We start from the raw sequence: 12,334 nt of genomic DNA on the forward strand, positions 1-12,334 counted from the left end.
AAGTTCGGGAAAGCAGCGGCCATAGATTGATATGGTATGCTTATTGCTTTGTGAAGCAAAAGCCAATACTGTGGTCAACAGCATTCAACACCGCTTAGCAGTTCACTATGTCGGAGGAAACCAATGGAAAAAGAAGTTTACAGTCTCTGTTTTATGTGTTCGATTCGATGTCCGATCAAGGTTCAGGTCAAGGACGGGCAGGTGACGTGGATCGAAGGGAATCCCCATGTGGCCGGCATGGAGGGCAGCCTGTGCCCCCGCGGTGCCGCCGGGACGTCACTGCTTTACGACCGTCAGCGGGTGCAGAGCCCGATGATCCGCGTCGGTGAACGCGGATCGGGGAACTGGCGCAAGGCCAGCTGGGACGAGGCCCTGGACTACGTGGGTGACAAACTCAAGGCGATCATCGACCAGTACGGCGGTCACAGCGTCGTTTTGGGTGAACGGACCCAACTGGCCACCCATGTGAGCAAGACCTTTTTAAAGGCCATCGGCTCTCCCAACCATTTCACCCATGACGCCCTGTGCAAGGGATCCGTCAACACGGCCTGTCGATCGCTTTTCGGGCTCACCGACGGCCAGATCGGCGTCGATTACCGCAATACCCGGCACATCGTGCTGTATGGACGCAATATCTTCGAGGCCCTGTCTGTCAAGGAAGTCAACAACCTGATGGCAGCCATGGAAGAGGGCGCCAAGATGACCTACATCGACCCGCGCGTCTCGGTCACCGCCACCAAGGCGCACCGCTACTGGATGATCCGCCCGGGTACCGACTTGGCGCTCAATTACGCCCTGATGCATGTGATCCTGGACGAACGGCTTTATGATGCCGCTTTTGTTGACCGCTGGGTGCATGGCTTGGCCGAGCTTCAGGATTTCGTCGCTCCTTATTCTCCCCAGTGGGCGGAAGCGGAGACCGGGATTCCTGCTGCCGAAATAGTGGCCCTGGCCCGCGAACTGGCCAAGGACCGGCCGGCAGTGGCCTTCCACTATGGGTACCGTGGCGCCAGTCACACCAATGAAATCTACCTCAGGCGATCTATCCTCATGCTCAACGCCCTGATGGGCTCCATCGAGACCAAAGGTGGGATCTTCTTTAAAAAAGGCCCCGGCGAAGCAGGCGGAAAGGCGGCTCGTAAACTGGTCGAACAGAAGTTTCCGAAAATCAAGGTGCCGCGGTTCGACAAGGCCGGGACGCCCGACTTTCCGCTGCCGGACCCGGCCCATGGGGTTCCCCACCGGCTTCCCCATGCCATCATGAACGCCGATCCCTACCCGATCAAGGCTCTGTTCAATTTCCGCTTCGAGCCGCTCATGTCCATCGCCGACACGGCATTGACCCGCAAGGCACTGGATCAGCTGGATCTCATCGTCACGATCGACATCAACTACAGCGATATCGCTTGGTACAGCGACGTCATCCTGCCTGAATCCACTTACCTGGAACGAACTGACTGTATCCAGCAGGCCAACGGCCTAAAACCCCAGATGTTTCTTCGCCGGCAGGCGGTGACCCCGCGTTACGACACGCGGGAAGGAGCCATGATCCTCAAGCAGATTGCCGACCGTATCGGTACCAGCAACTATTTCCCCTATGAAAACATGGACGAGCTGGTGCGCTGGCAGTTGGAAGGCACCGGATTCACCATGGAGGATTTTGATGCCAAAGGGTTCGTGGCCTATGGGAAAAAGCAGATTTTCTGGGATCGGATGGATGGTCTCAAGCTCAATACCCCGTCCAAAAAAATCGAGTTCAAGTCTTCACTTCTGGAAGATGCCGGGTTTGAGTCCTTTCCGGCTTACGAACCCATGCCGTCGGCGGAGCCGGGCAAGTTCCGGCTGGTTACCGGCCGGGCGGCCCTGCACACCCATGTCTCCACACAAAATGTTGAATACCTCAACGAGCTGTGCGGGGAAAACCTGTTGTGGATCAACAACCAGAAGGCCGCCGAACTGGGCATTGCCGACCGGGCCATGGTGGAGATTGCCTCCAGCCGCCACAGCGGAAAAATGCGTGCGTTTGTCACCGACCTGATCCATCCCGAGTGTGTCTTCCTGCTGCATGGGTTCGGGCACCAGGCCAAGCGGGCGGAGCGGTCCTATAACAGAGGTGTCAGCGATGCGGCCCTTCAGGAGAACATCTACGACAAGGTGGGCGGAAGCCCCGCCTATCATGATACGTTTGTCAATGTAAAGGCCGCCTGACAGGCCGATTTACCAACCTGGGAATGCTCTTGGAGCGCTTCCCGCGGGTTACATAGGATGCGAGGATTATGAGCCAATACTATCTGTTTCAGGATACCAAAAAGTGTATCGGATGCCATGCCTGTGAAGTGCAGTGCAAGGCCAACAAGAATCTTCCGGTCGGCCCCCGGCTGTGCCAGATCATTCAGGTCGGGCCAAAGATGATCGGCGGGCTTCCCCGGGCCGCCTATATTTTTATGCCCTGCTTTCATTGTGAAAATCCCTGGTGTGTGGCCGCCTGCCCAACCGGTGCCATGCAGCAGCGCAGCAGTGACGGCATTGTTTTTGTTGACCACAACCTGTGTGTGGGCTGCAAGACCTGCATTTCCGCCTGCCCCTGGGGTGCACCCCAGTGGAATCCGGAAACCGGCAAGGTAGTCAAATGCGATTATTGCAAAGACCGCGTGGACCAGGGGTTGAACCCCGCCTGCGTGACCACCTGTACCACCCACTGCCTGAAGTTCGGCAAGGTGGAAGAGATGACGCAGATCCGCCGGGATCGCCATGCCCAGGCCATCGCATCGCTTGAGCATTGTGCATTCTGATGCAGTGTGCCGGTGCATGAGCAATGAAGCACCGCCCACGGGCTGATGATGAGTTAACGGGGACAATTATCCGATATCCCCTTTTTAACCAAAACCAAGTTTGTTTATATCGATGTTCCTAGCACCCATACCCCTCCCTACCGATCCCCCCGGGTTAACCCCGGGGGGATCACTCCTCTTGTGGCCAGGGTTGCAGGCAGCCTGTCCTTCGACTCCGGCCATCTTATGAGACGCGGCAGCAGGGGCTGAATGGGTGGCAAGAGGTCATTCATGTCTATTAGCCAATGTCCGGTCACCGAAAGCATTCACTTTATCGATGAAGTCATCTGCAAGGGTGGATTGAAGCACCCGCGGAGCCGTCGAATCGCCGAAGAAATTCACAGCCTTTTGGATGACGTGGCGTGGGGGCGTGCCGGCGGTGAGCATCTGCCGACTGTCCTGGAATTGATCCAGGATCTGCTTCAGGACCCCGGTGAGCCTGAAGGCTTCAAGCTGGGTGAACACCTTCACCAGACCATGGACGCGCACGGAGAAGTGTTCGAAAGCCATGTAAAAACCCACAACTGCCCAACAGAGACCTGTGAGTGGTTGACGCCGGCACCCTGCCAGATGACGTGCCCGGCGGGCATCGATGTCCCCACCTATGTGACCCTCATCGGCCAGGGCCGGGACGCCGAGGCCATCGACGTGATCAGGCAGGATAACCCTTTCCCCTGGGTCTGCGGCCTGGTGTGTACCCGGCCCTGTGAATTCATGTGTGTGCGCGGCCGCATGGACACCCCGGTTTCCATCAAATTTCTCAAGGCATTTGCCGCCGAACGGGCCATGTCTGAGGGCACCTACCGCAACCCGGAAAAAGGGCCGGATCAGGGCAAGCGGGTCTGCGTGATCGGTGCGGGACCCGGTGGGCTGAGCGCGGCCTATTACCTGGCCTTGAAAGGCTACGGGGTTCACGTGATCGAGGCGCTGCCCACAGCCGGCGGCATGATCATGGTGGGCATTCCCCGCTATCGCTTGCCCCGGGAGGTGATCGACCGGGAGGTGGCCATGCTGGAAGAACTGGGCGTCACCTTTGCGTTCAACACCCGGTTCGGTGCAGATGTCACCCTTGACGATCTGAAATCCCAGGGATACGATGCCTTTTTCTTTGCCATCGGGGCCCATAAGGCCTATAACTTGGGCATTCCAGGGGAAGCCGATTTCCCCCAGACTGTGGAGGCCATCGATCTGCTTCGTCGGGTGGCCCTGGGTGATCGGCGCGTGCCGGGAAAACGGGTGGTGGTGATCGGCGGGGGCAACGTGGCCATCGATGCCGCGCGAACCTGCCTGCGCCTGGGATGCCCGGAGGTGACCATTGCCTATCGCCGGACCCGTCACGAGATGCCGGCCGATGAGGAAGAGGTGGAGCAGGCTGAGGAGGAGGGCGTTCGCTTTTCTTTTCTGACCATTCCAGCCAAAATCGTCGGAAAAGAAAAAAAAATAACCGGGCTGAGCTGTATCCGGGCTGAACTGGTGAAGCGCGAGGGCAGCAGCCGGATGTCGCCTGTCCCCGTCCTGGGAAGTGAGTATACCATGGATGCCGACGTGGTAATCAGCGCTATCGGCCAGAAAGTGGACCAGCTTTGCATGGGTGAACTGCAAAGCATGGGCTGGACGCGACGGGGTACCATCGATGTGAACATGGTTACCATGGAAACCACTGTCGAGGGAATCTTCGCCGCCGGTGACGCGGTAACCGGACCAGCCACGGTAATCGAGGCCATCGGTGGCGGTAAAAGGGCCGCCGAGGCCATTGACCGCTACCTGCTGGGAATCCCTCAACCCCAGATGCCGCCTGTCCCGGTTCGACGGCGGCGGGAGGCCTGCATCGAAGTGCCGGCCAGCACCAAGACGGTCATCAAGCGGCCCACTATGGATATGTTGAACATGGACCGCCGCCGGACCACCTTTCAGCAGGTCGAGTTGGGGTACACCGAAAACATGGTCCGCGAGGAAGCCCGCCGCTGCCTGAGGTGCGATATCTGCCGCCGGTGCGGTAAATGTGTGGAGGTCTGCCGGGATAAAATGGGCATCAGCGCCCTTGAAATGGGATACCTGGATTTCGACCATCCCGGTCCCACGGATCTGCGGGTTACCGAGGAACGCTGTATCGCCTGCGGTGCATGTGCGACCAACTGCCCCAACGACGCCATGAAAATAGAAGACCGGGGTGATGAGCGGCTGCTGCTGCTTTGCGGAACCATCCTCAACAGACAGAAGTTGGTCTACTGCAACTCCTGCGGCAAAGCCATGGGGCCTATGAAATATCTGGATTATATCCGCAAGCGGACGAAATCGGTGACACACGTCCCCGAGGGCGATCTGATCTGTGACAATTGCGCCCGTACCAGAACGGCCAGGTTCAACGTTAATATGATGCCGGTGCGATAGCCTGTTGAGAGCCGGGGAGAACATCAATTGTGCTGACGAATACACAGGGAGAATCAACATGGTTTTCCGAAAAGGCCAGAAAATAGAAATCTTCCAACGCAGCAAGGACGAGAGCTGGGAAGCTTACATGGACCGGTTCATCGGCCTTCACGGCATCATCACCGACCCGGATACGGCCATCAACGATCCGGATGCCCTGGTTGAAGTGAGCCTGGAAGGCAAGGGCACGCACCGGCTTCCCCAGGACTGCATGCGCCCCATCGACAGTTGAGGTGTTGATACAATCAAACGGGACTGCATTATCGGTCGCAGTCGTATCGCCCATCGGCCCGTTTCCTCAACGCTGAGCGTTCAGAACCATTCGATCTTTCAGGAGCATGACGAGCATGCGTGTCCAGGATGTGATGAAACAAAAATGCCGAGTGGTCCACACCATCTCCGCGCAGCGGACCGCCGAGGATGCCATTGTGCAGATGACTGAACATCAAACCTCTGCGCTGGTCGTGATGGACGGTGAGACACCGGTGGGCATTTTTACCGAGCGGGACGTCCTCCGGTGCCACGTGGCCTGGCGCCACCGACTGTTTCGGGAAATGCCCCTTACCGAAGCCATGACCCCCAACTTGATCGTGGCCCAGCCGGACGACCTGGCGAGCAGTGCCATGGCCATGATGATCCAGGCGGATATCAGGCACCTGCCGGTGATAAAGGACCAGCGGATTGTCAGTATGCTAACGATTTCCGACCTGGTGAAGCATCACGTGGGGGAATTGACTGCCGAACTGCATTACCTTCAAGAATACATCACCGATCTTCAGGATGCCGCACAGGACTGACACTATGATCACGACAATCATCGACGGGACAGCCTACCCGGTGCAGGAGGGCCAGACCGCTCTCCAGGTGGCCCGGGAAAATCAAATCACGATTCCGACCCTGTGCTACCATCCCGCGCTGAAGCCCTCCGGATCGTGCAAGCTTTGTGCGGTCGAAGTCACCGGAAGGACCGGCGGTCGGCAGATTGCCATGCTCTCTTGCATCCTCAAGGTCTCCGATGGCCTGGAGATCAAAACCACCGGTCCCATCGTAGACGCCGCCCGCAAAAAAGCCTTCAAGAATCTGCTGCGCATGGCGCCCCAGTCGACACGGCTGCGCCAGATGGCCATGGAGCACGGCGTGGATCTCGGTCCGCCGCAGGACGGGTGCGTGCGTTGTCGTCTGTGCATCCGGGTATGTAAGGAGATCGTCGGTGCGGGAGCCCTGAAGATGAAGAAGATTGACGGGGACAGTTACGTGATTCCGGAGCCGGATCGGTGCATTGGATGCGGCACCTGCGCCAATATCTGTCCCACCGGCGCGATCCAGGTGATAGACCGTGAGAATGTCCGAACGGTGATGATTCGGGATGAACTGATCGGCAAACACCCCCTGGAACGCTGCGAGGGATGCGGCCGCTGGTTTGCCACCACGCGGTTTATCGATTATATCGAGCGCCGGACGGCTCCCCATCCCCATGTGAAGGAGAGCCATAAATACTGTCCCACCTGCGCCAAACTCTTTTCGGACCGGACGCGGGCGCTGACCGACCATACGGTGAAGACACGCATGCCCGGGCACTGAGGCGTTCACGCTTCAAATTTGAGATCTGAAATCGCCGGCGACAAGACAAAAAAACCCCTTCCAACACGGAAGGGGTTTTTTGTGCACCGTTTTAGAAGGACTAAATTTCCAACCAGGAGTCGGAATACAGGGTTTTGCCGAGGATAACGTCCACGGTCTTGGCGTAATCCAGCATCTCCTTGGAGAGGCTGGCGCGGTCGGGCTCGATGCCGTCGAGCATGCCGTAGATCAGGTCCACGACATCCTGGCGCTCGCCCTTGCAGATGGCGGTTTGCTGCTCGTCGCGCGGATCGGTGATGATCGATTCCATGCCGCATTTCATCAGCATCACCGTGTAGGTCTGGTTCAGGATGGGGCGAAGGTGGTCGGGCGGTCCATTGGAGATGTTGGACAGACCGCAGGTGCTTCTGGCGCCCGGGGCGATATCCGGTATCATTTTCTGGAACTCCATCAAGCTGATGGCCTGGGGCTGCTGGATGTTCACCGGTGTCACGATGCCGTCCACCCAAATCTTCTCGTTGGGGATGCCGGCTTCGTTGGCGAAGTAAAGCAGTTCCACGCACAGGGCGGCGCGCTCGTTTTCATCGCGGGGCAGGCCTTCGGGCCCCCACATCAGCGCGACGAAATCGGCGTTGTACTCGGCCGTCATGGGCACCATGCGCTCGTAGCGCTCCGGCCGGCACATGATTGAATTGACGATGTGCGGCGTACCGGAAGGGACCTGCTTGATGACCTTCAGGGCCGCTTCGATGGCGTCGATGTTGGAGGTGTCCAGGGCCAGGGGCAGATCCGGGACCACGTCCTGAACCACCTGGACCACCCACGGCATCAGCTCGTGGCCGTCTTTCTTGGCGGGACCCAGGTTGATGTCGATGTAATCCATTCGCTTTTCCTTTTGGAAAAGGGCTTCTTCCTGGATCGGTTTGGGATCCCGCTCCTTGAAGGCGCGGCCGATCTTTGTAGAAATCACATTCAAACTTTCGCCGATGAGTAGCATACGACTTTCCTTTCTTTTTCTCGGCATCATGCTCCGGCCAGTGCTTCGGCCACGGATGACGCTATTGCCAACATGATGGCCGGCGCACCGGCCAGGAAACGACGTCCAGGGGGGCGGAATGCCTACCCTGACCGTTAGATCACACCGCGGTTACGCTCTGAGGAAGCCGGGAATATGGGCGGCCTCCCGGGGACCCACGGTAATGGTCCAGCCGGGCAATTCCTCTTCCACGTCGCCCACGATGGCGGCGGCATAGCCGGGAATAACCAGTTCCTGATGCTTGATCTTGTCGGTGATGCCGCTCTTTTTGACGAACATGCCCACGTCGTCGCCAGCGAACTTGCCGGCCGCCCAGGCAGTGAGTACCGACAGCCCTTCGGAGTCTTTGATCAGCAGCCAGGTGGGCACCTTGCTGGCCTCGATTTCACCGGAGACGATAAAGTAGGTCAGGGCAAAGTTGGTGGTCACCAGCACGCGCGAGTTCTCGTCGGGGTTGTTGACGGGGTAGATGCCCTCGGTGACGGTCATGGGCCGTTGCGGGTCGGTAAAAATGTTGAGGCGTTCCAGCAGCAGCGGGAACAAGGACTCGCCGGCAAAATCGGACATCACCACGATGCCGCCGTATTTGGCTACGTACATGGCGGCCAGCATGGTCTCCGTATCCAGGTTGGATGCCATTTCGCAGGGGAAAACGATGGTGGGGAAGCCCACGGCCCGGTTGCCGTTTTTCAGCGCGGCGCGGCGGATGGCGATCATGTCTTCGTTGGACTGCTTGGGCTCGCGTGAACCGGGGTCAATCACCAGGTCTTTGAGGCCCATGCCGGTCAATTTGTCAGACAGGGCAGTCAGCGCATCGATGGACTCGGCCTTGATGCCTAAAGGCAAGTCGTTTTCCTTGGCGATGGCGCCGAAGGCATCGGCATTGGCTGCGGTGGCCCCGTACATCAAGGGGCGCTTGAAGGCGCAGGCGGCTACACCGGCTTTCATCACGTCGGCGTCTTCGCTCATCAGGATGACGTTGAATTCCGAGGTCTCGGCGACCTGCTTGGCCACGGCGGCAAAGGCGTCGGCCTTGCCGTTCACATCCTTGACGGCCACCAGTTCCGGACGCAGGTTGAGGCCGACGCGCTCAAACTGAAAGGCATTCCAGCCTTTCAACTTGGCTTCCAGGTCGGCTGCGGAGATGTCCGATCCCACTTGGGCTGCCAGCAGGGTGGGGTTGTAAAAGGTTTTTTCATGGCGGTATTGAACGGTCTCGCCGCCGATGGTTGCCTTGCGCACACCCTTGCCGACCGCGACGGGCCGGATGGGGGGAGCGGATGCCTCGGAGAGTTTTTCGCGTGCGTCATCGGATACGTAGGGGCAGGCGTCCAATTCGGCCTTGCCGGATGCCAGGTTCATGGCAAAGGCAAGACAGGTGGGTACCCCGCACTCCTTGCAGTTGGTCTTGGGCAGCAGTTTGAAAATCTGAATACCGGTTAATGCCATACTATTCTCCTTGTCTGTATGGGCAATTCTCCCGGCCGCAGGGACCGGGGAATCGGTTCGTCGGGGTGGAGGGACCGGGCGTTGCCGCCCGGTCCGCCGTTGGGTCTCCTATCCGATGATCGGATCCATGGACAGGGCCGGGTGACCCTTTTCCTGGAGGAAGGGCAGGATCTCCTCTTCGGTGACGCCCACGGTTTCATCCGCGATTTTATCGTAGAGATCCGGAACTCCAATTCTTTCACCGGCTTTTTCGATGCGCTCCTTGATCTCTTCTTTGAGGATCTTGGGCATCCAGACCACCCGGAGGAGGCCGCCGTCCCCAACGATGAACTTCTTCTGGGTGATGTTGAACTTGGAGTGGCCCACGAAACCGGGCGATGAAGCACCGCCGCCCATGACGCCGGCCAGGGTGGTGAACTTCATGCCGCAGGGGGTCTCCCCGGCGTAGTCGCGGCCCACGGTCATCACCCCGTTGCAGGACGGCAGCATGGCCGCAATGCACTCGCAGCAACCGCAGGTGGTCATGGGGTCGGTGACCATGGAGTAAAAGTTGTAGTGGGTGACGGCCCCGCGGGAGGCCTTGTAGACGAAGTCATTGACACCCTTCCACTGGCCCAGCACCGGATCGAGGCACTCGCCCTTTTCAATGGGCTGGTTGGGGCCGGTGGGGTTGATCTCGAAAGAGGCCTTGCAGTCCATCCAGTTGTAGGCGCCGCACAGGCCGGTCCGCTCCGGGCTGACCGTGCACACGTGGTTGGGGGCAAAAGACTGACACAGGGTGCAGGAGTAGTAGATCTCCACATCCTCGTCGGTCATCTTCTCTACCCGCTCGTCGCGCATCTTGTATTCGGCACGCGCCGTTTTGGTAAGCGCATCCACATCGGCTTTTTTGGTTTTCAGGGTCACCTGGACCTTGTCCAGGATCTTGCCGAAGTCCTGATGGAACTTGGCGTGCAGCACGACACCGATATCTTTGAGGGTGAAACCCTTCTCGATGGCGGCCTTGCTGATGCGCACCCAGGAGATGTCGCGCTGGCCGATGTGCATGACGCCCTGGATGTAGTTGATCAGGTGGTGAATCTGGCGCTCCAGGATCGGCTCGAAATCGGCCTGCATCTCGCGGCCGGCCACCTGGATGAAAATACCCATCGGGAAGGTGTCGCCTTCTTTGATGTCGGCGATGTCCGGACCATCGACAATGACCTTGCCGTCTTCGATGGCGTTCATATCGGCCATCTTGACCAGCTCGGTGCACTGGGTTTTTCCGCCGCCGCACTGGGCGAACAGGTCGGCGCCGCGCACGCGCTCACCTTCATAAGCCGGGCCGAAGGCGCAGGGGATGTCGATGTCGGAAATGATGGTTTTCAGGCCGCGCACTTCCACACTGCGCTGGCACATCTCGCTGTGGGGCACATTGGCCACGACGTGCTCGTAGGTACAGATACCCGTGGGCAGGATTTCGGGAATGTCGGTGTCTGCCAGGGTCGGGAATCCCCAGTTGACGCAGCCGGCGGCGGCCACGCCCCACTCGGTGCCGATGTCGCCCAGAGCGTTGACGAAGGCAAACACGCGGTCCTTGTTGTAGTGCAGAATCTTTTTGTAGTCGCCGGGTTTGACGCCGCCGAATGCCATGGCGGCGCGGTTGGCGAACCCGAGGGCGAATACGGCCGAGGAGATGTCCGGTCCGAAGGGAACGATGCGGGTGTTCCAGCCGATCTGGACACCGGCTTCCAGGAGCTGCTCGATGGCCGTGGTCCCGTTATGGTTGGCCGCACAGAAGATGTAAAGGCTTCTGCGCTGGTACTCTTCGATGATGTCCTTGGCAATCTCCGGGTTGGGGGCGGCACCGACCACGGCGGCGAAGCCGGGGGCCGATCCGTCCACGAACTCCACGCCGCGCTTTCTCAGGATGGTGTCGTCGGCCGGGCCTACCCAGATCTTGCCGGCCTCGATGTCCGGGTCCTCTTCGGGGTGGTAGAAGTCCGGCTGGTCCAGGATGCGCAGGGCTTCGATAATCTCGTAAGAGAAGATGGCGGCCATGCCGGCGTCCAGCAGGGGACCCAGGTAGGGCAGGTGGTTCTTGCCCTTGACATGCGGAGGCAGCAGGCCTCGGGCAAATGCCAGTGGTTTTTTAAGGTCTTCCAGGGTCTCCACCTTCATGCCGGTCAGCGAATAGATGACCGGCAGGTAGTAGGCCGTGTTGGGAAATCCGATCTTGGTGTCGGCGTTGTAGGTGTCAAGTGCCTTCTTGTAGCGGCCCTCAGCGGTGGAAACCACTTTGTACCCACCCTGTATGGCAGCAAATGCGACTAATTTAGACATGCGATATTCCTCCTTCGTTGAGGATCTGGTTTATAATCGATTACCCTTCCAGTGCCTGGCGGTCGGCCATATCCATGAGGACGCGTTCGCGGGCTTTGTCGATGCCCAGCTCTTTGCGCTTCTTGTCGATGTGGGCGATCATCAGGTGGGCGTGCTTGATCGGGTCGGCTTCCATGTCCCACTTGCCGCCGTAGAGCTTTTCGATATCCTTGGTCAGGTAGTCGTGGAACACCGGGGCACCGGAAGTGGGAAAGTGCAGGCCGAAGACCGTGTAGACGCCAGAGGAAACGAAGTACTGGCCGATGGCGACGGCCTTTTCGCTCATCCACTCCGGCGCGCTGCCAGCCGCGGGAAGGTCGCACAGGTCCTTGCCCAGGCCGCCGGCCTTGACCACTTCAGTGGCCGCCAGCAGGATGCGGGTGTTGTCCACACAGGAACCCAGGTGCAGGACCGGCGGGATACCGACGGTCTCGCACACCTCGGCCAGGCCCGGGCCGCAGTGAACGGCGGCGGATTCCGGGGTCAACAGGCCGTGCATGGCGCAGGCGATGCCGTTGCAGCCGGTGGTCAGGACGATGACGTCGTTCTTGATCAGCTCCTTGACCACGGCGATGTGGGCCTCGTTGTGGCGGGTGCGGGCGTTGTTGCAGCCCACCACGCCGGCCACGCCGCGGATGCGGCCATT

Annotated in this window: 9 protein-coding genes and 1 pseudogene; 6 read left to right on the top strand and 4 right to left on the bottom strand. The window is 59.3% G+C overall.

Annotated elements, in window-relative coordinates; genetic code table 11:
- The first annotated feature begins 123 nt into the window (after positions 1-123).
- The 6 genes from ACZCED_RS09350 (at position 124) to ACZCED_RS09375 (ending at position 6,842) form a co-directional block, all read left to right on the top strand.
- Positions 124-2,208, top strand: coding sequence for a molybdopterin-dependent oxidoreductase (locus ACZCED_RS09350; protein ID WP_462971010.1), 2,085 nt, complete (start codon positions 124-126; stop codon positions 2,206-2,208).
- 68 nt (positions 2,209-2,276) lie between these two features.
- Positions 2,277-2,792 (top strand): 4Fe-4S dicluster domain-containing protein, encoded by a 516-nt coding sequence (locus ACZCED_RS09355; protein WP_462971009.1) that lies wholly within the window; start codon positions 2,277-2,279, stop codon positions 2,790-2,792.
- Positions 2,793-3,062: 270 nt separating this feature from the next.
- Positions 3,063-5,222 (top strand): FAD-dependent oxidoreductase, encoded by a 2,160-nt coding sequence (locus ACZCED_RS09360; RefSeq protein ID WP_462971008.1) that lies wholly within the window; start codon positions 3,063-3,065, stop codon positions 5,220-5,222.
- 58 nt (positions 5,223-5,280) lie between these two features.
- Positions 5,281-5,493 (top strand): hypothetical protein, encoded by a 213-nt coding sequence (locus ACZCED_RS09365; protein WP_462971007.1) that lies wholly within the window; start codon positions 5,281-5,283, stop codon positions 5,491-5,493.
- A 115-nt stretch (positions 5,494-5,608) separates the two neighbouring features.
- The gene (locus ACZCED_RS09370) at positions 5,609-6,058 is read left to right on the top strand and encodes a CBS domain-containing protein (protein WP_462971006.1); all 450 of its coding nucleotides are present in this window, start codon (positions 5,609-5,611) and stop codon (positions 6,056-6,058) included.
- 4 nt (positions 6,059-6,062) lie between these two features.
- Positions 6,063-6,842 carry a 2Fe-2S iron-sulfur cluster-binding protein gene (locus tag ACZCED_RS09375; protein WP_464860679.1) on the top strand — a complete coding sequence of 260 codons (780 nt, stop codon included), beginning with the start codon at positions 6,063-6,065 and terminating at the stop codon, positions 6,840-6,842.
- A 100-nt stretch (positions 6,843-6,942) separates the two neighbouring features.
- Here the strand turns inward: ACZCED_RS09375 and ACZCED_RS09380 are convergent, their stop codons facing one another.
- From ACZCED_RS09380 to ACZCED_RS09395, 4 genes and pseudogenes are all read right to left on the bottom strand, one after another.
- Positions 6,943-7,839, bottom strand: coding sequence for a dihydropteroate synthase (locus ACZCED_RS09380; protein ID WP_462971004.1), 897 nt, complete (start codon positions 7,837-7,839; stop codon positions 6,943-6,945).
- A gap of 150 nt (positions 7,840-7,989) precedes the next feature.
- The gene (gene acsC, locus ACZCED_RS09385) at positions 7,990-9,327 is read right to left on the bottom strand and encodes an acetyl-CoA decarbonylase/synthase complex subunit gamma (protein WP_462971003.1); all 1,338 of its coding nucleotides are present in this window, start codon (positions 9,325-9,327) and stop codon (positions 7,990-7,992) included.
- A gap of 108 nt (positions 9,328-9,435) precedes the next feature.
- Positions 9,436-11,649 carry an acetyl-CoA decarbonylase/synthase complex subunit alpha/beta gene (gene acsB, locus ACZCED_RS09390; protein WP_464860680.1) on the bottom strand — a complete coding sequence of 738 codons (2,214 nt, stop codon included), beginning with the start codon at positions 11,647-11,649 and terminating at the stop codon, positions 9,436-9,438.
- 40 nt (positions 11,650-11,689) lie between these two features.
- Positions 11,690-12,334: pseudogene (locus ACZCED_RS09395) on the bottom strand (anaerobic carbon-monoxide dehydrogenase catalytic subunit); the annotation flags it as partial.

This window comes from Desulfosarcina sp., assembly GCF_055467485.1.

Excerpts from the sequence above, each read along its gene's own strand:
- ACZCED_RS09350 (WP_462971010.1), top strand. The coding sequence starts at position 124 with ATGGAAAAAGAAGTTTACAGTCTCTGTTTTATGTGTTCGATTCGATGT.
- ACZCED_RS09355 (WP_462971009.1), top strand. The coding sequence starts at position 2,277 with ATGAGCCAATACTATCTGTTTCAGGATACCAAAAAGTGTATCGGATGC.
- ACZCED_RS09360 (WP_462971008.1), top strand. The coding sequence starts at position 3,063 with ATGTCTATTAGCCAATGTCCGGTCACCGAAAGCATTCACTTTATCGAT.
- ACZCED_RS09365 (WP_462971007.1), top strand. The coding sequence starts at position 5,281 with ATGGTTTTCCGAAAAGGCCAGAAAATAGAAATCTTCCAACGCAGCAAG.
- ACZCED_RS09370 (WP_462971006.1), top strand. The coding sequence starts at position 5,609 with ATGCGTGTCCAGGATGTGATGAAACAAAAATGCCGAGTGGTCCACACC.
- ACZCED_RS09375 (WP_464860679.1), top strand. The coding sequence starts at position 6,063 with ATGATCACGACAATCATCGACGGGACAGCCTACCCGGTGCAGGAGGGC.
- ACZCED_RS09380 (WP_462971004.1), bottom strand. The coding sequence starts at position 7,839 with ATGCTACTCATCGGCGAAAGTTTGAATGTGATTTCTACAAAGATCGGC.
- acsC (WP_462971003.1), bottom strand. The coding sequence starts at position 9,327 with ATGGCATTAACCGGTATTCAGATTTTCAAACTGCTGCCCAAGACCAAC.
- acsB (WP_464860680.1), bottom strand. The coding sequence starts at position 11,649 with ATGTCTAAATTAGTCGCATTTGCTGCCATACAGGGTGGGTACAAAGTG.